The following is a 20,545-nucleotide window of genomic DNA, read 5'->3' as shown; positions in this document are numbered from 1 at the left end:
TCCGACTGGTCGAGTGACCCTACCGACCCGATTCCGGCGCTGTCAGGGGGAGTTGCCCGTGCCGCACAGCCGTCGCCGCGCCCCGGATCCCCGCAATGAACGAGATCATGTCCTAATGAATGGGATTCCCGCAAGGTGTGACAGCGGGGGCGCGAGGGACGGGGCCGCCGGATCAGGGCGCTCGCCGGCCACCAGACGCGGGGCAGAGCGGACCGGGCGGCCCCCGCTCCTCGTCAGTCCACCGCCGCGGCCATCCGCCGTACCGCCTCGGTGAGCAGACCGGGTGAGGTCGCCAGGTTGAGCCGGACGTGGCCGGCGCCGCCGGTGCCGAAGCTCGTACCGGGACTGAGGGCCACCCGGCCGCGGGCGAGAAAGGCCGCCGCGGGGTCGTCACCAAGATTCAGCGGGCGGCAGTCGAGCCAGGCGAGATAGGTCCCGGCGGCGGGGCGGTAGCGGACCTGGGGGAGCCGGTCGGCCAGCAGCTCCGCGAGCAGCCGGCGGTTGTCGTCGATCCCGGCGCGCACCGCGTCGAGCCAGTCGCGGCCGTCCCGCAGGGCGGCGGTGTGGGCGATGATGCCGAGGTGGCTGGGGCCGTGGCTGACCTCCTCCGGGAGGCGGGCCAGATCGTCGGCCGCGGCGGGCCCGGCCACGGCGACCGCGGCCTTGAGACCGGCCAGATTCCACGCCTTGGAGGCCGACATCAGCGCAAGCCCGTTCTCCGCCCCGGGCACGCTCAGATAGGGCACGAAGGCGGTGTCGTGTGCCACCACGGGCGCATGGATCTCGTCGGCGACGACCCGGATGCCGTACCGGTCCGCCAGCGCCGCGACGGCGGTCAGCTCCTCGGCGCTGTGCACGGTGCCGGTGGGATTGTGCGGGCTGCACAGCAGGTACGCGGCCCGGCCGCCGCCCGTGGTGGCATGCCGGAACGCCTCCTCCAGCGCGGCGAAGTCGATCCGCAGATCACCGCCCAGCGGTGCCTCCACCACGCGCCGGTCCATATGCGTCACGAACTGGTAGAAGGGCGGGTAGACAGGGCAGTTGACGACCACCGGGGCGCCCGGCCCGGTGATCAGCTTAAGCATCTCGACGATGCCCAGCATCACGTCCGGCACGATCGCCGCGCGCTCCACGGCGAGCCCGTCCCAGCCCCACCGGGTGCGGGCGAAGTCGGCGAGCGCCCCGGCGTACGCGGTCCCCGTCGGATAACCGGTGTCGCCAAGCGCGACCGCGTCCGTGATCGCCCGGGCGACCGGCGCGGCCAGCGGCACGTCCATCTCCGCCACCCACAGCGGCAGCACATCCTCCGGGTAGGTCCGCCACTTCATGCTCGTACGCCGGCGCAGTGCGTCGAGGGAGAGCAGGTGCAGCGGGTTGCGGTCGTCGTCGGGGGTCTCACGCGGCGCGCTGTCCATGAGGCCAAAATAGGCAGGTTCACCGGAGAAGGGCAGGGGCGCGGGCGCATTGGGCGATCCCGTGTGCGCCGGACGGCGTTGCGTGCTCATCGTTCGGTGCCGGGTGTGCCGGAGCGGTCAGGTGGCGGTGAGGACCAGAGTGGCCTGGTCGTCGGGGGTGGACGGGCCCGCGAAGGCGGTCACCGCGGCATTGACGGACTCGACGAGAGCGGCGGCGCCGGCGGACGCGGTGCGCCGCGCGTGGAGGGCCGCGGCCAGGCGGTGCTCGTCGAAGAACTCGCCGGCGGCGGAGCGGGCCTCGGTGATGCCGTCGGTGACCAGGACCAGGCTGTCGCCCGGGAAGAGGTCGACCCGGCACACGCGGCCGTCGAAGGCGGGGGCCACACCCAGCAGCAGGCCCGACGGGGTGACCTGTTCGACCGCGCCGTCGGCGCGCCGGACGAGCGGGGGGACATGGCCGGCGCGGATCAGGTCCAGCGTGAGGTGCGAGGCGGTGTGCCGCAGCTCGCCGTAGACGAGCGAGACGAAGAAGTCCTCGCCGACGAGGCCTTCGGTCAGTGCGTCGTTGATGGCGGCGACCACGGCCACCGGGTCGTGCAGCAGCCGCGCCGCGGCGCGGGCGGTGTGGCGGACCATGCCGGTGGTGGTGGCGGCCAGGGCGCCGCGCCCGCACACATCGCCGATCATCAGCGCCCAGCGGTGGTTGGGGAGCGGGAAGACATCGTAGAAGTCGCCGCCGACGTCGAGCCCTTCACCGGCGGGGTGGTAGGACGCCGCCAGATCGGCGCCGGGAATCCTGGGCAGCTCGGGAGGCAGCAGACCGGCCTGGAGGTCGCGGGCCAGCCGGACGCGGTCGGTGAACTGGTGGGCGTTGTCCGCGCTGGACGCGGCCCGGCGGGCCAGCTCCTCGGCGAGGGCGATGGCATGGCCGTCCAGGGGCGGGCCGGTGGCCAGGAGGGTCAGGACGCCGAAGGTACGGCCGCGGGCGCCCAGCGGCACGGAGGCGTAATCGGTGACGCCGGGCAGCGCGGGGCGGCCGCCGCGTGCGACATCGGCGTGGTCCGTCTCCGTCATGCCGGACGCCAGGACCCGGCGCACCGCCCGGTCGACCTCCTCCTGCATGCCGGGCGCGGCGAGCAGCTCCTCGTCGGCCGGGGTGGCGGCGGCCACGGCGATCCGCCGGGTCCGGCCGTCCTCCAGCACATGGACCGTGCACAGCGGCGCCAGGGCCGGCACGGTCAGCCGGGCCAGGCATTGCAGACAGTCGCCGTAGTGCGGTTCACGGGTGATGGCCGTACTGGCCTCCAACACGAAGGCCAGGTCGTCCCGGACCGCCTTCTCCCGCTCCTGGGCGGCGCGCTCCGCCTCAAGGGCCTGGTGGCGCTCGATGGCCAGCGCGGCAATACGGGCGAACGCACCGCTGAGGGCCACGTCCTTGTCCGCGGGGGCCTTGGGGGCGCGGTGGTACATCGCGAAGGTGCCCAGCAGCCGGTCGTCCGTCCCCATGATCGGGGTGGACCAGCACGCCGCGACATCGGCCCGCGCGGCCAGGTCGCGGTAGTCCTTCCACCGGCTGTCGGTGGCGATATCGGTGACGATCACCGGCTCGCGGAGATAGGCGGCCGTCCCGCAGGAGCCGACATCCGGACCGATGGCGATGCCGTCGATGGCGTCGTTGTAGAAGGCGGGCAGGCTCGGGCCGGTGCCGTGCAGCAGATGGGTGCCGTCGGGATCGGTGAGCAGCACCGAGACGATCAGTTCCGGGGACAGCTCCTCGATCGCCCGCGCCATGCCGGTGAGGATCTCGCCCAGTGGGGCGTCGCTCGCGATCTGCTCCAGCAGGAGGCGCTGTTCCGCCGCGAGGAGCTGCGCGTGGTGGAAGGCGGTGGTCTCCACCGCGATCACGACCACCCCGTCGATCCGGCCGAGCGCGTCCCGGCGCGGCTCGTAGGTGAAGTCGAAGAACCCCTCCCGCTCCGCCCCTGGCGGCCCGAGCACCAGCCGCGCCGCGCGGGCCCGGTACGCGGTGCCGGTGCGGTACACCGCGTCGAGCCGGTCCAGGACGCCCTGCGGAGCCAGCTCGGGAATCAGCTCGCCGATCGGCACCTCGCCACGTCCGCGGTCGCCTCCGATGGCCTCGAAGAACGCCGGATTCGCCGCCTCCAGCAGATGGGCCGGGCCGCTCAGCGCAGCAAAGATCACCGGAGCCTGATCGAAGAGATCCTCGTACTCCTCGCTCCGGCGAGGCGGGGACCCGGGATGTGCGGCGACCGCGTCGAGGCGATCCGACTGAAGGGACATGACAGGCACTCTCCCTGCACGCACCGGTACCCGGTCCGTACCGATACGTCCTCCTCCACTCTGGCACACCACTCGACGGATTCCAGGCCGCGCCGGGAACGGTCGCGGAGCGGATGTGCCTGGTCACACGCTGCGCAGCGCGTCGGCGAGAGGGGAGGGGGCAAGAGGACAGCGAGGCGGCGACGCGGCGACACGGCCCGGCGGGGACTCGGCGCCCCGGCGACACGACGAGCGCCGAAGCGGATCACGCCCGACTTCAGATATTCCTCCCGTATCGTCCGGGCGGTCGATGTGCCTCAGGCGCCGAGCGGGTGGCCCCGGTTCCGCACGGGCCGGGCCGTCTCGCGATCACCTCAAGGGACCGCAGTGATCGAACTCGCCCCGGACCAACTCCCGCCGCTCGCCCGCTGGTTCGCCGCCGGGTCGCCGGGGACGGCGGCGCTGGCCGAACACGTACCGGCCGCCGGAACCGGCCGCTGGTGGGCCGACCGAGCCCATGCGCCACGCACGCTGGCCGTCGCCTGCGCCGGACATGTACTGCTCCGCGGCGACCCGAGCGCCCTGGCACCGGACGCCCTCGCCGTCTTCGACGCGCACTACGTGCAGGCCCCCAGCCGCTTCCTGCCGGCCCTGGGCAGCGCCTTCGACCGGATCGTGCCGTGGGAGCGGATGCTGTACGTGCACCAGGTGCCGGTGGCGGCGCCGTGCCCGCCGCGCGGGGTGACGGTGCGCCGACTGGTGCCGGCGGACGCCCCGGCGCTGGCCGCCCTCGCTCCGGACACGGCCTGGCTCCATGCCAGCTGGGGCGGCCCGGCCGGTCTCGCCGCCTCCGGACTCGGCTGGGCGGCCTTCGGGGCGGACGAGGTCCTCGCCGTCGCCTGCACGTACTTCCACGGCACCACGTACGAGGACATCGCCTGCTACACCGCGCCCGCACACCGTCGCCGGCGCCTCGCCCTGGCCTGTGTGACCGCCCTGTGCCAGGACATCGCGGGCCGCGGCCACACCCCCAGCTGGACCTGTTCCCGCGACAACCGCCCCAGCCGGCTCCTCGCCTGGACCGCCGGCTTCCGTCTGACGCAGGAGTATGTGCACTACCTCACCGGAAAACCGGCGCGGCGCGATGGCGGTGGCACGTCCGGCCGTCCCGGCCGCCCGGCCGCCGCTGCGGCCCGCGGAGACACGCCGGCGCCACAACGCTGAACACCACGGTCGCGGGGCCCGGACTCCGTACGCTGACCTGGCCGTCTCGTCGATGGCGGGATGCTTTCGCGGTACGACAGGAGCACACGATGGCCGCCTCCGCCCCTGCCGGTGCTTCCTCCGGGGCCACGGCGCGGCAGCGCCTGCACGCCTGGATGCTGGAAGGCCTGTCCGATATGGCCAAGCATCAGAAAGGGGCGCACGCCGGGCCGGTGAGCTCCCACCCGGGGCAGCGGTGGTGGCGGGTGATGTGCCTGACCGGTGTGGACTACTTCTCCACCCTCGGCTACCAGCCGGGCATCGCCGCCCTGGCCGCGGGCCTGCTGTCACCGATCGCCACCATCGTCCTGGTCCTCGTGACCCTCGCCGGCGCGCTGCCCGTCTACCGGCGGGTGGCGAAGGAGAGCCCGCACGGCCAGGGCTCGATCGCCATGCTGGAGCGGCTGCTGTCCTTCTGGAAGGGCAAGCTGTTCGTCCTGACCCTGCTGGGCTTCGCCGCCACCGACTTCCTCATCACCATCACCCTCTCGGCGGCCGACGCGGCGACCCACCTGGTGGAGAACCCACACCTCACCAGCGCCCTGCGCAACGGCCAGATGACCATCACCCTCCTCCTGATCGCGCTGCTCGGCGCGGTGTTCCTCAAGGGCTTCCTGGAGGCGATCGGGGTGGCGGTCGTCCTCGTGGGCCTCTACCTCACGCTGAACGTGGTCGTGGTCGTCGCCGGGCTGTGGCACCTGGCGACCGCGGCGCAGCTCGTCACCGACTGGTCCCATGCCCTGACCGCCGAGCACGGCAGCCCGCTGGCGATGGTCGGCGTGGCCCTGCTGGTCTTCCCCAAGCTGGCGCTGGGCCTGTCCGGCTTCGAAACCGGCGTGGCGGTGATGCCGCACATCGAAGGCGACCCCGGCGACACCGAGGAGCGCCCCACCGGACGGATCCGCGGCGCGAAGAAGCTGCTCACCACCTCTGCCGTGATCATGAGCGTCTTCCTCATCGTCACCAGCTTCATCACCACCGTGCTCATCCCGGAGCAGGCGTTCCAGCCCGGCGGCTCGGCCAACGGCCGCGCCCTCGCCTATCTGGCCCACGCGTACCTGGGCTCGGCCTTCGGCACGGTCTACGACATCTCGACCATCGCCATCCTCTGGTTCGCCGGCGCCTCGGCCATGGCCGGACTGCTGAACCTGATGCCGCAGTACCTGCCGCGCTACGGCATGGCGCCCCACTGGGCCCGCGCAGTGCGCCCGATGGTGCTGGTCTTCACCCTGATCGCCTTCCTGGTCACCTGGATCTTCAACGCCGACGTGGACGCCCAGGGCGGCGCCTATGCCACCGGCGTCCTGGTCCTGATCAGCTCCGCCGCGATCGCCGTGACCATCGCCGCCCGGCGGGCCCGGGAGCGCGGCTGGACGATCGGCTTCGCGGTGATCTCCCTCGTCTTCCTCTACACCACCATCGCGAACGTCATCGAGCGCCCCGACGGCGTCAAGATCGGTGCCTGCTTCATCGCCGGCATCATCCTGGTGTCGTTCCTCTCCCGCCTCGCCCGCGCCTTCGAGCTGCGCGTGACCAGCGTCGTACTCGACACCATGGCCGAGCGGTTCATCCGCGATATCGCCCATCGCAAGATCCGCTTCATCGCGAACGAGCCCGACCAGCGGGATCTGGCCGAGTACCGCGACAAGCTCGAACAGATCCGCACCGACAACGACCTCCCGGTCGACGACGACTTCATCTTCGTCGAGGTCACCGTCGGAGACCCCTCGGAGTTCGAGAGCGAACTACGGGTACGCGGCGAGGTCCTGCACGGCCGCTACCGCGTGCTCTGCCTGGAGAGCTCCACCATCTCCAACGCGCTGGCCGCCCTGCTGCTGCACGCCCGCGACATGACCGGACAGCGGCCGCACATCTACTTCGAGTGGACCGAAGGCAATCCCTTCGCCCAGTTCCTCCGGTTCTTCCTCTTCGGCCAGGGCGAGGTCGCCCCGGTCACCCGCGAAGTCCTCCGCGAGGCCGAACCGGACCGCGACCGCCGACCCCGCGTCCACGTGGGCTGAGCGGACCGGAATTCCGCCTGCTGCGCTGCCGCCGGCGCCCCGCATATCGCCGGGAAAGCGATACCTGAGGCGTAGGCCATCGGATAGATACGGCATTGCGCGGCACACTCCACGTGCTCGCCTCACGCCGATCTCTCTGCACAGTTGCGGTGTGCGGAGAATTTCCCCCATGGCGACCGGCGCCCCAACTCACGGAATCTCACGGAATCTCGCGGAATCCCACGGAAGTTACCGGGAAGTCCGGGGAACCCCTGCCGAGCGGCGGCGCTCTCCTTATATGCCGAAGCGAGGAAATCTCCTTACCGCAATCTTCGGCGAGTTCGGGAACAGGCTGACGTATCGGCCGCCCGCGCGCAAGGAAGGAAGAAGAGATGTCACACGACAGAACACCCTCCGCCCGCACATCCCGCCGCACGCCACCGACAGCGAGGGCCCGGCGCGCGGCCCTCGTCGTCGCGACCGCGCTCCTCGCGGCCCCGCTCGCCGGCTCTCCCGCCACGGCCTGGGCCGCCGACGAGAACAAGACCCCCTTCTACAAGAGCGACGAGGAGGTCATCGACTACATCAACTCGTTCGCGCCCCTCAAGGACGTGGCCGCCATCCAGGGCTACCCGGTCACCGGTCAGGACACCAAGGAGATCACGCTCGAAGCCGTGAAGAAGACGGGCTACTCACCTGACCAGGCGGTTCAGGATGCCCAGAAGATGCTGGAGGGCTTCGGCTCCACCCCGGGTTTCGAGAATTACGGCACGGAGGAACGCACAAGCAGCAAGGAGGACAAGGATCCCGGCTGGCTGGGCAACTGGGATGCGAAGTCCATATGCGGACAGCCCAGCGATGTGCTCGAGAAGCAAACCCGCAAGCTGACGTGTGGCTTTGTGGGAAAGATCGACAAGAAATACCCGGTGCTGCTGACCACGGACAGGGCCCCCGGCGGGACGCATCTCACCTACGTGACCGAGGCCGGCATCGGCACGGAAGAAAAGGAGGTCAAGGGCTGGAAGGTGGGCGGCAAGCTCACCATCAACGCCTCGCCGGACAACAAAGGGATCGCCCTGGAGGGCGGCGGCGAGTACAACCAGTCGACCGAAACCACGAAGAAGTGGACGAACATGTCCCAGCTGCGCCGGGACTTCGCCGTTCCGGAGGGAATGCCCGGTGCGACGTTCCAAGCGCACGCGAACGCCGGGTGGTACACCGGATACATCGTCCAGAAGATCGACAACACCGATGGAAAGGCGGAAAAGACCGTCGCGATTCCCGCACGCGTGCTCATCCAGGCGCCGACGGACGACGTTCCCCTCACCTGGGTCGGACGCCAGGTCTAGTAAGTCCACTGAACCCACCGATTCCACTAAGTCCACGGAAAGGCCGATGACTTGGGCTCGTGCGGAATTACTCGCCCAGGGGAGCCGCGCCTGGTGCCCCCGGTGCGGTGCCCGCGATGACCGTCGTCACGACCTTGTGGACGGCCTCCGCCTCCGGCGGGCTGCCTTCCCGGCCGGCGAACAGCAGATGCCCGGACCCGATCAGCGTGAGCGCGAGCGTGTCGACATCGGCATCCGCCGCGATGCGGCCCAGGTCGCGCTCCGCGGAGAGGTAGGAGGCCAGCATGGCCGTGGCTTCCGTCAGTACGGGGACACCGGCCGGCCTGACCTGGCGCAGCCGGGTGCGCAGGACGTCCCGGGAGGTGATCAGGCCGACGATGGCCACGGCGAGCGATCCGAACACGTCCCGCAGGGCGCCGGTGAGGTTGTCGGCGACGGTGCCGGTCCCGGCGGACTCGCGCAGGGCGGTGCTCTGTTGGTCGATCCGGCCGATGCGGTCCAGTACGAGCTCGGCGAGGAAGGCGTCGAAGTCGGCGAAGTGCCGGTGCAGGACCCCCTTGGCGCAGCCTGCTTCCGTGGTGACCGCGCGGCTGGTCAGGGCGTTCGGCCCGGCCCGGAGCAGAATGCGCTCCGCGGCGTCGAACAGCTGCCCGCGCGCGTCGCGCATGGCCACCCCTGTCGGCATACCGCGCCTTCCTCTTCCCTCGCCGGACCCGACCCGTTGACGAGTGGGCAGGTGCCCACCATAGTGGGCGCATGCCCACTTTACCTCCGGAGCCTGCCCCTCGCTCCGCGCGTGAGCCTCAGCTGCCCTGCCAGGCAGCGGCGTCGTTCGGCGCGGACGCCGCACGCTATGACCGGGCCCGGCCCCGCTATCCCGACGCCATGGTGCGCCGGATCGTCGCCGCCGGCCCCGGCCCCGAGGTCCTCGACGTCGGCTGCGGCACCGGTATCGCCGCCCGCCAATTCCAGGCGGCCGGCTGCCGGGTGCTCGGGGTCGACATCGACGCGCGAATGGCTGACCTGGCGCGGCGCAGCGGGGTCGAGGTGGAGGTGGCGGCATTCGAGGCCTGGGACCCGGCCGGGCGGGCGTTCGACGCGGTCATCGCCGGGCAGACCTGGCACTGGTTGGACGCGGTGGCGGGAGCGGCCAAGGCGGGCCGGGTGCTGCGGCCCGGTGGCCGATTGGCGGCGTTCTGGAACGTGTTCCAGCTCCCGCCCGAGGTGGCGGACGCCTCCGCCGCGGTCTGCCGCCGGGTGCTGCCGGACTCGCCGTTCAACCTCCAGGCGGTGACGCAGCAGACCCGGGACGGGTATCAGGTGGTGTGCACCCGGGTCGCCGACGGGATCAGGGAGGCGGGTGGCTTCAGCGAACCGGAGGAGTGGCGATTCGACTGGGAGTGGACCTACACCCGGGACGCCTGGCTGGACCAGCTGCCCACCCATGGCGCCTTCACCCAACTCCCGTCGCACCAGCTGGCAGAGGTGCTGGAGGCCGTCGGCGCCGCCATCGACGCGATGGGCGGCAGTTTCACGATGCGTTACGCGACGGTGGCGGTCACGGCGAGGCGAACTGACAACCCCTGAGGGGGAGTTGGACGGTGACCTGTCACCCCCGGGGTCACCGGGCCACGGACGCCGACACCCGCTCATCGCCCTCCCCGTCCGCGCCCGCCCCGCCCGTCGCCGACCCGTCCGCCACCGCCTCGACCGTGCAACAGCACGCAATCGCCGCACAGGGCGCCCGTGCTGCCCGGTGCGGCGCGGTAGATGAGGCAGCAACTTCGGCGGGTGAAGCGGGCGTTGTGGGGGTTCAGGGTGTGGGTGTCCCGTAGTTGCGGGTGCTGTAGGAAGGCCAGGGCTGCTGCGTGGGCGGGGTGTGCCAGGGCGGGGGCCGCCGCGGTGATGCCGGTGGCGGCGCCGTTCACGGCTGAGGCCACATTGCCCCACAGGATGTGCCGGGAGACCGAGAAGGGGGCGAAGGCGGCCACCAGGTCGTGGACCGGTCCGGCCAGCAGGTCTTCGGCGAGGGTGCTGACCGGGCGGGTGTCGCTGCCAGGGCCGTACCCATGCTGCACGCCCTCGGCCGCGGCCGGGGTCACCGCCTCCCGGGGCAGCGAGAGTCGGAACGCGCCGCCGAGGGATGACGCCCACCGCAGGTCGCCCAGGGTGAGCGCCCGCGACGGCAGGCCGTGCAGAGTGGCCAGGCCGAGGGCCGGTGCGATGACGCGTGCCATCAGGCCGAGATGGGCAACAGAGGCGGCCCCCCGGTACTCGACGGCTTCGGGCGGTCTGCCGTAGTTGGCGGCGAGGGAGGCCCGCACGGAGGCGACCCGCTCCCGCAGGACGCCGTTCCCCTCCTCCGTCAGCTCGCTCAACTGACGCCAGGGAGCAGTGAGTGCGGAGCCATCGGGGTGGGTCTCGAAGGCGCAGAAGGGGCCGAGTGCCGCCAGGTGTGGCGTCGGTGCGGCGGCGGGTTCCGTCATGGGCGCGGTCCGATTCGTCGAGAAGGGGCAGGCAGCGGCACCTCAGGAGCGAGGGGGAGGGTGCGGATGAGGTTGTCGGCCTCGGCCAGCACCTTCCGGGCGCGGGCCAGCACGTGGACGCCCGCGGTGGTGGGGCTGGCGCTCCTGCTGGTGCGGTGCAACAGCCGTACGCCCAAAAAGTCTTCGAGCGAACCGAGCGTCCGGGACACCGCGGCCTGCGAGAGCCCGAGATCGATGGCGGCGTCGGTGAAGCCACCGGCGTCGACGATCGCCACCAGGCAGCGCAGATGTCGCAGTTCCATCCTCAGATCCATAACCAGAACGTATTGATGCGTACGAGGAGGCATTTTAGGTATCGATGCCGGTGGACGGAGGCTGCCGGGTATGAGACGAAGCACGCAGGGCCTGCCGCATCCGGAAGCCGTCCGTGGGGGAAGGGCGGCGCGCTCGGGCGGACTGGCGGGCGCGGCGATGATGTGCGGCAGCGGACTCGCCAATCAGACCGGCGCCGCGACGGGAGCGCTGGCCTTTCCGGCGATCGGACCGGCCGGGGTGGTGGCCGTGCGGCAGTGGGTGGCCGGGCTCGTCCTCCTGGCCTGCTGGCCCTGCGCCGGGTTACCGCGCGGTTCTTCGGGATCTTCATGAGCGTCAACCCCGTCCTTGCGGCACTGGTCGGCCTGGTCGTCCTGAGACAGACGCTGCGCGGGATCGAGTGGCCGGCCGTCTTCGCGATCGTGGTGGCCAACGCCGTCAGCATCCTGGCCGCCGGTCGCCGTCCGGTGTCGCCGCCCGTGGCGCGCGGCGGCACCGCGCTCCCCGTGCCGGCGACGTCCCGGGCCCCCGCGGCGGGCCCCGCCGCATCGCACGGTCCGCAGGCCGGGGCGCCGGCGCGGTGTGACGCCTGCTGAGCCGCGGCACCGTGTACGTCGGGGATCGCCGCAGCTCAGGGGAGGGGGACGAAGCCGGGGCCGGGGAGGGGGCGGGTTCCAGGCTCCGGGGCGCCTTGGCGCGCGGCGCCCGCCCGCCACGAACCTCGTCCGCCCACCGCCATGAAACCTCGTCCGCCCGCCCGCCGCGAAACCTCGGCCGGCCGGTTCTAACCTGGGGGAATGGGCGGTGACTTGCTCACACTGTTCCTCTGCGGTGACGTCATGCTCGGCCGTGGGGTCGACCAGATCCTGCCGCACCCCGGAGACCCGGCGCTGCGGGAGGCGTACCTGCGGGACGCCCGCGCCTATGTCGAGCTGGCGGCGGCGAGAAACGGCCCCGTTCCGTGTCCGGCCGGCTTCGCCTGGCCATGGGGGGACGCACTGGAGGTGCTCGACGACGCGGCACCCGCCGCGCGGGTGCTCAACCTGGAAACCAGCGTCACACAGTACGCCGGATTTGCACCCGAGAAGGAAATCCACTACCGGATGAACCCGGCGAACGTGCCCTGTCTGGCCGCCGCCCGCCCCGACGTCTGCGTACTGGCCAACAACCACGTCCTGGACTTCGGCCGCCAGGGGCTGGCGGACACCCTCGGCACGCTCGCGGGCGCGGGCCTGCGGACGGCGGGGGCGGGCGCGGACCCTGACGCCGCGCAGCGCCCCGCGGTCGTCCCCGTCGCGGACGGCCGCCGGATCCTGGTCTTCTCCTTCGGGATGCCGTCCAGCGGTATCCCGCGGGCCTGGGCGGCAGCCGGCGGCCGCTCCGGGGTCGACTTCGTGGCCCGGCCCTCACCGGCCGCCGCGGGCGAGATCATCGGGCGGGTACGGCAGCTGAAGCGGCCGGGGGACATCGCGGTCGCCTCCGTCCACTGGGGCCCCAACTGGGGCTACCACGTGACCCGTAGCGAGGCCGCCTTCGCCCATGGGCTCCTGGAGGGCGGAGTGGATCTCGTCCACGGCCACTCCTCACACCACCCCCGCGCCCTGGAGGCGCATCGCGGAAAGCTCGTGATCCACGGGTGCGGCGACTTCATCGATGACTACGAGGGCATCACCGGCTACGAGGAGTACCGGGACGACCTGCGGCTGCTCTTCCTCGTCACGCTGGAACCGGACACCGGCCGGCTCCACGACGTGCGGATCGTCCCCCTACAGGCCCGTCGGATGCGGCTGCGGCACGCCTCGCGCCAGGACTCCCGGTGGCTGCAAGGGCTCCTCGACCGGATCAGCTCCGGCTTCCGGCCCTGCGCCGCCGACGAGCCGGAAGGCACGCTCACCCTCCGTCCGGCCTAGGGGGTGTCTTCAAATGATCTCGGGTGGTGGATCATGGTCGGGTGATACGTCGCCATGAACTGTCCGATGCTGAGTGGGAGTTCGTCCGGCCTCTGCTGCCTGAATCGTTGCGGGGGCGGAAGCGGTTGGACGACCGCACCGTGCTCAACGGGATCGTGTGGAAGTTCCGGACCGGCACGGCCTGGCGGGACGTGCCCGAGCGGTACGGCCCGTGGGCCACGCTGCACACCCGTTTCCGCCGGTGGGCCCTGGACGGCACCTTCGAGCGGATGCTGCAGGCCGCCCAGGCGAGGGCGGACGAGGCGGGGGACATCGACTGGCTCGTTTCCGTCGATTCCACCGTCGTCCGTGCCCACCAGCACGCCGCCGGGGCCCGAAAAGGGGGCTCCAAAGCTCCGGACTCGGACGCTCCCGAGGCGGTCTGACCAGCAAGATTCACCTCGCCTGTGACGCCGTGGGCCGCCCGCTCGCTTTCACCGTCACCGGCGGAAACAGCAACGACTGCACCCAGTTCACCGCTGTGATGGAGGCGATACGGGTGCCCCGCATCGGCCCAGGACGCCCGCGGGTCCGGCCCGCCCACGTACTGGGCGACAAGGGCTACAGCTCCAAGGCCATCCGCACCTGGCTGCGGCGACGGGGCATCGGCCACACCATTCCCGAACGGGCCGACCAGATCCGCAACCGGCTTCGCCGCGGCAGCTACGGCGGACGTCCGCCGGCCTTCGACAAGCAGCTCTACAAGCGGCGCAACGTGGTGGAGCGCTGCTTCAACCGTTTGAAACAGTGGCGCGGCATCGCCACCCGGTACGACAAGACTGCCGAGTCCTACCAAGCCGCCGTCACCCTCGCATCCCTGCTGATGTGGGCCTGACATTTGAAGACAACTCCTAGGGGAAGGGGCGGCGCTCCCGGCCGCCCCTTCACATCTCAGCAAATTCGCAGCAAACGTGCATTCCTCATGGGTTCTTCGTGACAGTCATGACTGTTTGCGGTCCCCGCGCCATGACAGCGTCATCCGTGTCACCAGCCGAGGGGGAGTGCGATGAACAAGGGTTACGCCGTCTTCTGCGACGCCGACCGACAGTTCTACGACGCTCCCCACCGGCTGCCCGCGAGCAGCACGGGCCGCGGCGCTCCGTACGCGACGCTGAGCCGGGAGCTGCCGGAGGGCTGGCAGCGCCACCGCTCCGGTGACTGGCTGGCGTTCCGCCCGCTGGACCGCGAACTCCCCAGCCAGGGCTGGAAGATCCACGTCTCCGCCTGCCTGGACAACGCCGAACGCGTGCTGGCCAAGGTCTGGGACTACTGCGTCCCGCGCTCGATCGCCTTCAAGTGCATGCCGACCCGGTACCTGCTGCACATCCGCAACGCCAAATACGCCGACCGCGGCGCCAGCGGAAAGTTCCTCACGGTCTACCCCGCCGACGAGGAGCAGTGCGGCCGCATCGCCGAGGAGCTGAACGAACTGCTCGCCGGCGAACAGGGACCGTACATCCTCAGCGATCTGCGCTGGGGCGCCGGTCCGGTGTATGTGCGCTACGGCAGCTTCACCGAACGGCACTGCTACGACGACAAGGGCGAACTCCGCCCCGCGATCGAGGACGGTCAGGGGCAGCTGGTCCCCGACCGCCGCGAGCCGGCGTTCCGCGTCCCTGAGTGGGTCACCCTCCCGGAGTTCCTCCAGCCGCATCTGGCCGCCCGCTCCGCCACCACCGTCACCGACCTCCCGTACAAGATCGAGCAGGCGCTGCACTTCTCCAACGGCGGTGGCGTCTACGTCGGCCGGGATCTGCGGACCGATCAGCGGGTGGTGCTGAAGGAGGCACGGCCGTACGCGGGGCTGGCCGCCGATGAAGCGGACGCCGTGACCCGGCTGGCGCGCGAGCGGGACGCGCTGAAAAGACTCTCCGGACTCGGCTGCGCCCCCGAGGTACACGACTGGTTCACGCTCGGCGAGCACACCTTCCTGGTGCTGGAGTTCATCGAAGGCCGGCCGCTGAACAGCTTCTTCGCGCACCGTCACCCGCTGATCGAGGCCGATCCGAGCCCCGAGCGGCTCGCGGAGTACACCGAGTGGGCCATGCGCGTCCACGGCCTGGTGGCCGACGCCGTCAAGGCGGTCCACTCCCGTGGCGTGGTCTTCAACGATCTCCACCTCTTCAACATCATGATGTCCGAGGACGAATCCGCCGTGGTGCTCCTGGACTTCGAGGCCGCGTCCGTCGACGACGAGTCCAGCCGTCAGGTGATCGCCAACCCGGGCTTCGTCGCCCCCGCGGACCGTCGGGGCTTCGACGTCGACCGCTACGCCCTGGCCTGTCTGCGACTTGCCCTGTTCCTCCCGCTCACCAGCCTGTTCGCGGTGGACCGCAACAAGGCGGCCCACCTCGCGGAGATCGCCGCCGCGCAGTTCCCGGTGCCCCGCGACTATCTCGACGAAGCGGTGGCGGAGATCCTGCGGGGGTATCAGCCCGCGCACGCCCCCGTCCGTACGGGCCGGACCGGGGGAGCGGACTACCTCCCCGTGGCCCTCGGCGACTGGCCGCACAGCCGCGACTCCATGGTCCGGGCCGTGCTCGCCTCGGCCACCCCCGACCGGGAGGACCGCTACTTCCCCGGCGACATCGCCCAGTTCTCCACCACGGGCGGGGGCACCTGCTTCGCCTACGGGGCGGCCGGAGTGCTGTACGCCCTGGACGAGACCGGCGCGGACCGCTGCCCGGAGGCGGAGGAGTGGCTGCTGCGGAGGACGAAGACCCCCGCGTCCGGCAGCCCGCTCGGCTTCTACGACGGCCTCTCCGGCGTCGCCTGGGTCCTGGACCGGCTCGGCCACCGGGATCGGGCCCTGGACCTCATCGACACCGTCGCCACACAGCGCTGGCAGGACATCGCCCCCGATCTGCACAGCGGACTGGCGGGCCTCGGCCTCGCCCTCGACTCCCTGGCCGGCACCACCGGCGAAACCGCCCTCGGCGAGCGGGCCTCGCACTGCGCCCAGCTCGTCGCCGACAAGCTCCGGACCGCCGCGCCACCCGCCGTGGGCGGCGCGACGCCCCGCGCCGGGCTGCTGTACGGCGACAGCGGAGCGGCCCTGCTCTTCCTGCGCCTGTACGAGCGCACCGACGACCCCGCGCTGCTCGATCTGGCCGCGGACGCCCTGCGCCGGGACCTGTCCCGTTGCGTCCGCGGCGCCGGGGGCGCCCTCCAGGTCAACGAGGGCTGGCGGACCATGCCGTACCTCGGCGCCGGCAGCGTCGGCATCGGCATGGTGCTCGACGACTTCCTCGCCCATCGTCCGGACGACGAGTTCGCCAGGGCGCGGAGCGAGATCGTGCAGGCCGCCCAGGCCAAGTTCTATGCCCAGCCCGGCCTGTTCCGGGGTGCGGCGGGCATGGTGCTGCACCTCGCCCGCACCACGGCCGGCGGCCCCGGCACCCACGCCACCGACCTCCGCCGTCAGATCGACTCCCTGGCCTGGGGCGCCGTGCCCTACCAAGGCCAACTGGCCTTCGCCGGGGAGCAGATGATGCGGCTCTCCATGGACCTGAGCACCGGCACCGCCGGATGCCTGCTCGCACTGGGCAGCGCGCTGCACGACACCCCCGTGCACCTGCCCTTCCTCCCGCCGCCCAGGCGGCCCTGAAGCCGGCCCCGTCCGGGGCCGATCAAGAAACACCGTCCCCATCAGAGAGGAACCACCATGTCCCTTCTTGACCTGCAGACGCTGGAGACCCCCAAGGCCGAGGCCACGGAGGAGCTGCACACCGGCAGCCGCGCGAGCCTGCTGCTCTGCGGTGACAGCAGCCTGAGCGTCACCACCTGTAACTGACTTCCCGCCGCTAGGGGACCTCGGCCCCCGAAGCGCGTAAGTCACGGCGAGCCCCGGGTGGCAACACCGCCCGGGGCCTGCCGCTGCCGCCCGTATCCGTCCCTTGGAGGCGAGGTCCACACCCGCATGCCCCGCACCCCCGGGCCCTCCTCGCCCTCTGCCGCCCGGCGCGGGCCGGACCCCGGCGTCCGCTCCGTCCTGACCGGGGCCTTCCGGCACAGCCCCGTACGCACCCTCGCCGTCTGCCTCTTCAGCGTGGCGTCCGCGGGTGCCGCCCTCGCGCTGCCCGCCGTGCTCGGCCACACCCTCGACCTCGTACTCGGCGCCCGTCCGGGCCTCCACGGGGCCCTGGTGCTCTGCGCCGTGCTGCTGAGCGCGGAAGTGCTGCTGGACGCGCTGGTGGCGCTGACCGGCGGCGTCACCACCGCGCGCAGCACCGCCTGGCTCCGCCGGCGCGGTATCGACCATCTGCTCTCGCTCGCCCCGCACCGGGTCGCCGACCGCTTCACCCCCGGCGACCTGGTGACCCGCCTCACCGGGAACGCCGCCGACGCCGGGACCGCCCCCACCGCCGCGGCCACCGGCCTCGCCGCCGTCATCACCCCGGTCGGCGCCCTCATCGCCCTGGCGCTCACCGACATCTGGCTGGCCGCCGTGTTCCTTGCCGGGCTGCCGCTGCTGACCCGGCTGCTGCGCCGCTTCGCCCGCGGCTCCTCCGACAGTGTCCGTCGCTATCAGCGCGTCCAGGCGGACCTCGCGACGCGGCTCGTCGAGGCGCTCGGCGGCGCCCGGACCATCGCCGCGGCGGGCACGGCAGGGCGTGAGCGGGCCCGGGTCCTCGCACCGCTTCCCGAACTGGGCGCGCAGGGACGGCAGATGTGGCAGATCTACGGCCGCGCCGTGGTCAGCAGCAGCATCCTGGTGCCGCTGCTGACCACCGCCGTCCTCGCCGTCGGCGGCATCCGGCTGGCGTACGGCAGCCTGTCCGTCGGTGAGCTGCTGGCTGCCTCCCGGTACGCCGCCCTCACCGCCGGGCTGGGCGGGGTCGTCGGGCAGCTCAACGCCCTGGTGCGCAGCCGCGCCGCGGCCCACCGCACCGGCGAGCTCCTCACCCTGCCCACGCCCGCGCAGGGCTCCCGGCCGCTGCCCGCCGACGGCCCCGGCCGGCTCGAACTGCGCGCGGTCACCGTCCTCCGCGGTGGCACCCCCGCGCTGCGCGACGTCGACCTGGTGGTGCCCGGCGGCACGACCGTGGCGGTCGTCGGGCACTCGGGGGCGGGCAAGTCGCTGCTCGCCGCCGTCGCGGGCCGGCTCACCGACCCCGACAGCGGACAGGTGCTGCTGGACGGGATACCCCTCGACGAGGCCGACCCAGCACAACTGCGCCGCGAGATCGGCTACGCCTTCGAGCGGCCCGCCCTGTTCGGCGCCACCGTAGGGGCCGCCATCGGCTTCGGCCCCTACGAGCCCCCGGACCGGGCCATCGAGGCCGCCGCCCGCGCGGCCGGTGCGGACTCGTTCGTCCGTCTCCTCCCCGGGGGATACGCCGCGCCGCTCACCGACGCCCCGCTGTCCGGCGGCGAGGTCCAACGGCTCGGCCTGGCACGGGCGTTCGCCCATGCGGGCCGGCTGCTCGTGCTCGACGACGCCACCTCCAGCCTGGACAGCGTCACCGAACTCCATGTCCGCCGGGCCCTGGTCCATGACGTACGGACCGGCAGCAGACTGCTGATCGCCCATCGCGTCTCCTCCGCCGCCCGCGCCGATCTGGTCGCCTGGCTGGAAAATGGCCGGCTTCGCGCCGTCGCCCCACACGACCGGCTCTGGGCCGACGCCGACTACCGCGCGGTGTTCGCCCATACCGACGACGAGGACACCCGGACCGCCTCATGACGACCGCGACCGCACGACTGCTGCCCCGGGCGAGGCGCTTTCTCCGCCGCCGGACCCGTGTACTACTGCTGCTGGCCGGCTGGTCACTGCTGGAGTCCGCCCACACCTTCCTCGGCGGCTACGGCCTGGCAAAGGCCCTGGACCAGGGCTTTCTGGCCGGCCACACCGGCGTCGGGCTGATCTGGCTGGGCGTCACCGCACTGGCCGTCGTGGTCGGCGGGCTGGCCGGCCGAGGGGTCTTCCGCGGACTGGCCGACCTCGTCGAGCCGCTGCGCGACGGCCTGGTCCGTCAGGTGGTGTCCCGGTCGCTGACGCACGCGGTGGCGCAGCCGGCCCGGGCGGCGGACAGCGCCGTGGTCTCCCGGCTGACCAACCAGACCGAGATCGCCCGGGACAGCTTCGCCGGACTGGTCCTGGTCGCCCGCTCCTTCGTGTTCACCGCGGCCGGAGCGGTGTTCGGACTCCTCTCCCTGGCACCCGAGTTGCTGCTGATCGTGGTGCCTCCGCTCGCGGCCGGGCTGCTGCTCTTCCTGGCCACCCTCCGGCCGATGGCGGCCAGCCAGCGCGCCTTTCTCCGGGCGGACGAGGATCTGGCCACACAGTTCGGCGCCGTCGCCGAGGGACTGCGTGACGTGGTGGCCTGCGGTGCGCAGCAGCGGACCGCGGACCGGGCGTACGGCGTGATCGAGGACGAGGCCCGCGCGGCACGGCAGCTGGCACGCTGGGCCGCCGTCCGCTGTCTCGCGCTCGGCCTGGCCGGCCAACTGCCCATCCTGTTGCTGCTGGTGACCGCGCCCTGGCTGCTGCGACAAGGGCTCACCCCCGGCGCCGTACTGGGCGCACTGGCCTATCTGACCCAGTCCCTGCTGCCCGCCCTGCACACCCTGATGAACGCGCTGGGCTCGGCCGGCACCCGGCTGCTCGTGGTCCTGGACCGGCTCACCACCGACGCCGCTACGGAGCCCCGCACCGCGCCGCCCCCCGCCACCGTGCAGGAGCCCGCGCCCCACGTCCCCGTCCCGCCCGACGACCCCCGCGTCGAACTGCGCGCGGTGACCTTCGCCTACGGGCCCGCCGCCCAGCCCGTGCTGCACGACCTCGACCTGACCGTCGAAGCGGGCGAACACCTCGTCGTGGTGGGCCCGAGCGGCATCGGAAAGTCGACCCTGACCGCTCTCGTCGCCGGTCTGCTCGAACCCGGCCACGGCGAGATACACGTGGCCGGCCGGCCGGTCCGCGCCCCCTCCGGAACCGACCCGTCCCTGCTGCGGGTGCTCATCCCGCAACAGGCCTACGTCTTCTCCGGAACCCTGCGCGAGAACCTGCTCTACCTCTGCCCGGACGGCGCCTCCCCGGCCGCCCTGGAGGCGGCGTCGGACGCCGTGGGCCTGGACGCGCTGGTGCACCGGCTGGGCGGCTTCGACGCACCGCTCGAGCCGGGCGCCCTGTCCCAGGGCGAGCGCCAGCTGATCGCACTGGGCCGGGCCTATCTGTCACCCGCCCCCCTCGTCCTCCTCGACGAGGCGACCTGCCACCTCGACCCGGCGGCGGAAATGCGGGCCGAGCGCGCCTTCGCGGAGCGCCCCGGAACGCTGATTGTCGTGGCCCACCGGATCACCTCGGCCCGCCGGGCCGACCGCATCCTGGTACTCGACGGCAACCGGGCCATCTGCGGCACCCATGACGAGCTGCTCGAACGCTCGCCCCTCTACCGGGATCTCGCGGGAAGCTGGCAGCCGGACGCACCGGAGCGCGCGGAGAACATCGCCGCGAAATCCCGCTCTCTCGGCTGATCGCGGGACTTC

At 72.1% G+C, this 20,545-nt stretch carries 15 protein-coding genes and 2 pseudogenes; 12 read left to right on the top strand and 5 right to left on the bottom strand.

All coding sequences use genetic code 11. From position 1 onward, the window contains the following. Positions 1-233: 233 nt before the first annotated feature. Both CP981_RS03120 and CP981_RS03115 read right to left on the bottom strand, forming a co-directional pair. Positions 234-1,415, bottom strand: a complete 1,182-nt coding sequence (locus tag CP981_RS03120) for a MalY/PatB family protein (RefSeq protein ID WP_085923510.1) — start codon at positions 1,413-1,415, stop codon at positions 234-236. A gap of 117 nt (positions 1,416-1,532) precedes the next feature. Then, positions 1,533-3,716: a SpoIIE family protein phosphatase gene (locus CP981_RS03115; RefSeq protein WP_085923509.1), complete on the bottom strand. Its 2,184-nt coding sequence runs from the start codon at positions 3,714-3,716 to the stop codon at positions 1,533-1,535. Between the two features lie 366 nt (positions 3,717-4,082). Between CP981_RS03115 and CP981_RS03110 the strand changes: the two genes are divergently transcribed. The 3 genes from CP981_RS03110 (at position 4,083) to CP981_RS03100 (ending at position 8,307) form a co-directional block, all read left to right on the top strand. After that, the gene (locus tag CP981_RS03110) at positions 4,083-4,919 is read left to right on the top strand and encodes a GNAT family N-acetyltransferase (protein ID WP_085923508.1); all 837 of its coding nucleotides are present in this window, start codon (positions 4,083-4,085) and stop codon (positions 4,917-4,919) included. Positions 4,920-5,008: 89 nt separating this feature from the next. After that, positions 5,009-6,979, top strand: a complete 1,971-nt coding sequence (locus CP981_RS03105) for an APC family permease (protein ID WP_085923507.1) — start codon at positions 5,009-5,011, stop codon at positions 6,977-6,979. A gap of 371 nt (positions 6,980-7,350) precedes the next feature. Further along, positions 7,351-8,307, top strand: coding sequence for a hypothetical protein (locus tag CP981_RS03100; RefSeq protein ID WP_085923506.1), 957 nt, complete (start codon positions 7,351-7,353; stop codon positions 8,305-8,307). 67 nt (positions 8,308-8,374) lie between these two features. Here the strand turns inward: CP981_RS03100 and CP981_RS03095 are convergent, their stop codons facing one another. Further along, the gene (locus CP981_RS03095) at positions 8,375-8,992 is read right to left on the bottom strand and encodes a TetR/AcrR family transcriptional regulator (protein ID WP_085923505.1); all 618 of its coding nucleotides are present in this window, start codon (positions 8,990-8,992) and stop codon (positions 8,375-8,377) included. Between the two features lie 71 nt (positions 8,993-9,063). On the opposite strand from CP981_RS03095, the gene CP981_RS03090 reads away from it, so the two are divergent. Then, positions 9,064-9,894 carry a class I SAM-dependent methyltransferase gene (locus CP981_RS03090; protein WP_085923504.1) on the top strand — a complete coding sequence of 277 codons (831 nt, stop codon included), beginning with the start codon at positions 9,064-9,066 and terminating at the stop codon, positions 9,892-9,894. 62 nt (positions 9,895-9,956) lie between these two features. On the opposite strand, the gene CP981_RS03085 is transcribed toward CP981_RS03090, so the two are convergent. Together CP981_RS03085 and CP981_RS03080 are read right to left on the bottom strand one after the other, a co-directional pair. Then, the gene (locus CP981_RS03085) at positions 9,957-10,793 is read right to left on the bottom strand and encodes a (2Fe-2S)-binding protein (RefSeq protein ID WP_085923503.1); all 837 of its coding nucleotides are present in this window, start codon (positions 10,791-10,793) and stop codon (positions 9,957-9,959) included. A 65-nt stretch (positions 10,794-10,858) separates the two neighbouring features. Then, positions 10,859-11,107 (bottom strand): annotated as a pseudogene (locus tag CP981_RS03080) (LysR family transcriptional regulator); the annotation flags it as partial. Between the two features lie 70 nt (positions 11,108-11,177). Here CP981_RS03080 and CP981_RS39335 point away from each other — a divergent pair. The 8 genes and pseudogenes from CP981_RS39335 to CP981_RS03040 all read left to right on the top strand — a co-directional run bounded on the left by CP981_RS39335 (position 11,178) and on the right by CP981_RS03040 (position 20,533). Next, positions 11,178-11,438 (top strand): hypothetical protein, encoded by a 261-nt coding sequence (locus tag CP981_RS39335; protein WP_341873668.1) that lies wholly within the window; start codon positions 11,178-11,180, stop codon positions 11,436-11,438. After that, the gene (locus CP981_RS03070; RefSeq protein WP_085923502.1) at positions 11,435-11,701 is read left to right on the top strand and encodes a hypothetical protein; all 267 of its coding nucleotides are present in this window, start codon (positions 11,435-11,437) and stop codon (positions 11,699-11,701) included. The genes CP981_RS39335 and CP981_RS03070 overlap by 4 nt, the downstream gene beginning before the upstream one ends. A 201-nt stretch (positions 11,702-11,902) precedes the next feature. Continuing rightward, positions 11,903-13,015: a CapA family protein gene (locus tag CP981_RS03065; protein ID WP_085923501.1), complete on the top strand. Its 1,113-nt coding sequence runs from the start codon at positions 11,903-11,905 to the stop codon at positions 13,013-13,015. Positions 13,016-13,059: 44 nt separating this feature from the next. Next, positions 13,060-13,889 (top strand): annotated as a pseudogene (locus tag CP981_RS03060) (IS5 family transposase). 171 nt (positions 13,890-14,060) lie between these two features. Beyond that, the gene (lanKC, locus tag CP981_RS03055) at positions 14,061-16,661 is read left to right on the top strand and encodes a class III lanthionine synthetase LanKC (protein WP_085925901.1); all 2,601 of its coding nucleotides are present in this window, start codon (positions 14,061-14,063) and stop codon (positions 16,659-16,661) included. A 57-nt stretch (positions 16,662-16,718) separates the two neighbouring features. Beyond that, the gene (locus tag CP981_RS03050; protein WP_042152795.1) at positions 16,719-16,847 is read left to right on the top strand and encodes a SapB/AmfS family lanthipeptide; all 129 of its coding nucleotides are present in this window, start codon (positions 16,719-16,721) and stop codon (positions 16,845-16,847) included. Positions 16,848-16,973: 126 nt separating this feature from the next. After that, entirely contained in the window at positions 16,974-18,740 is a 1,767-nt protein-coding gene (locus CP981_RS03045; RefSeq protein WP_085925900.1) for an ABC transporter ATP-binding protein, read from the top strand. Beyond that, on the top strand, positions 18,737-20,533 hold the full coding sequence (locus tag CP981_RS03040; protein ID WP_085925899.1) for an ABC transporter ATP-binding protein: 1,797 nt from the start codon (positions 18,737-18,739) through the stop codon (positions 20,531-20,533). The genes CP981_RS03045 and CP981_RS03040 overlap by 4 nt, the downstream gene beginning before the upstream one ends. The last annotated feature ends 12 nt before the right edge of the window (positions 20,534-20,545 follow it).

Origin of the sequence: Streptomyces platensis, assembly GCF_008704855.1 — a bacterium.
Lineage (GTDB): Bacteria > Actinomycetota > Actinomycetes > Streptomycetales > Streptomycetaceae > Streptomyces > Streptomyces platensis.
The sequence above is the reverse complement of the archived record's forward strand: the minus strand, read 5'-3'. Positions and strand labels throughout refer to the sequence as shown.

What these genes read in the sequence shown, in the direction of transcription:
- lanKC (WP_085925901.1), top strand. Translation starts at nt 14,061, where the DNA reads ATGAACAAGGGTTACGCCGTCTTCTGCGACGCCGACCGACAGTTCTAC.
- CP981_RS03045 (WP_085925900.1), top strand. Translation starts at nt 16,974, where the DNA reads ATGCCCCGCACCCCCGGGCCCTCCTCGCCCTCTGCCGCCCGGCGCGGG.
- CP981_RS03120 (WP_085923510.1), bottom strand. Translation starts at nt 1,415, where the DNA reads ATGGACAGCGCGCCGCGTGAGACCCCCGACGACGACCGCAACCCGCTG.
- CP981_RS03085 (WP_085923503.1), bottom strand. Translation starts at nt 10,793, where the DNA reads ATGACGGAACCCGCCGCCGCACCGACGCCACACCTGGCGGCACTCGGC.
- CP981_RS03115 (WP_085923509.1), bottom strand. Translation starts at nt 3,716, where the DNA reads ATGTCCCTTCAGTCGGATCGCCTCGACGCGGTCGCCGCACATCCCGGG.
- CP981_RS03105 (WP_085923507.1), top strand. Translation starts at nt 5,009, where the DNA reads ATGGCCGCCTCCGCCCCTGCCGGTGCTTCCTCCGGGGCCACGGCGCGG.
- CP981_RS03100 (WP_085923506.1), top strand. Translation starts at nt 7,351, where the DNA reads ATGTCACACGACAGAACACCCTCCGCCCGCACATCCCGCCGCACGCCA.
- CP981_RS03090 (WP_085923504.1), top strand. Translation starts at nt 9,064, where the DNA reads ATGCCCACTTTACCTCCGGAGCCTGCCCCTCGCTCCGCGCGTGAGCCT.
- CP981_RS03065 (WP_085923501.1), top strand. Translation starts at nt 11,903, where the DNA reads ATGGGCGGTGACTTGCTCACACTGTTCCTCTGCGGTGACGTCATGCTC.
- CP981_RS03095 (WP_085923505.1), bottom strand. Translation starts at nt 8,992, where the DNA reads ATGCCGACAGGGGTGGCCATGCGCGACGCGCGCGGGCAGCTGTTCGAC.
- CP981_RS03040 (WP_085925899.1), top strand. Translation starts at nt 18,737, where the DNA reads ATGACGACCGCGACCGCACGACTGCTGCCCCGGGCGAGGCGCTTTCTC.
- CP981_RS03070 (WP_085923502.1), top strand. Translation starts at nt 11,435, where the DNA reads ATGAGCGTCAACCCCGTCCTTGCGGCACTGGTCGGCCTGGTCGTCCTG.
- CP981_RS03050 (WP_042152795.1), top strand. Translation starts at nt 16,719, where the DNA reads ATGTCCCTTCTTGACCTGCAGACGCTGGAGACCCCCAAGGCCGAGGCC.
- CP981_RS39335 (WP_341873668.1), top strand. Translation starts at nt 11,178, where the DNA reads ATGAGACGAAGCACGCAGGGCCTGCCGCATCCGGAAGCCGTCCGTGGG.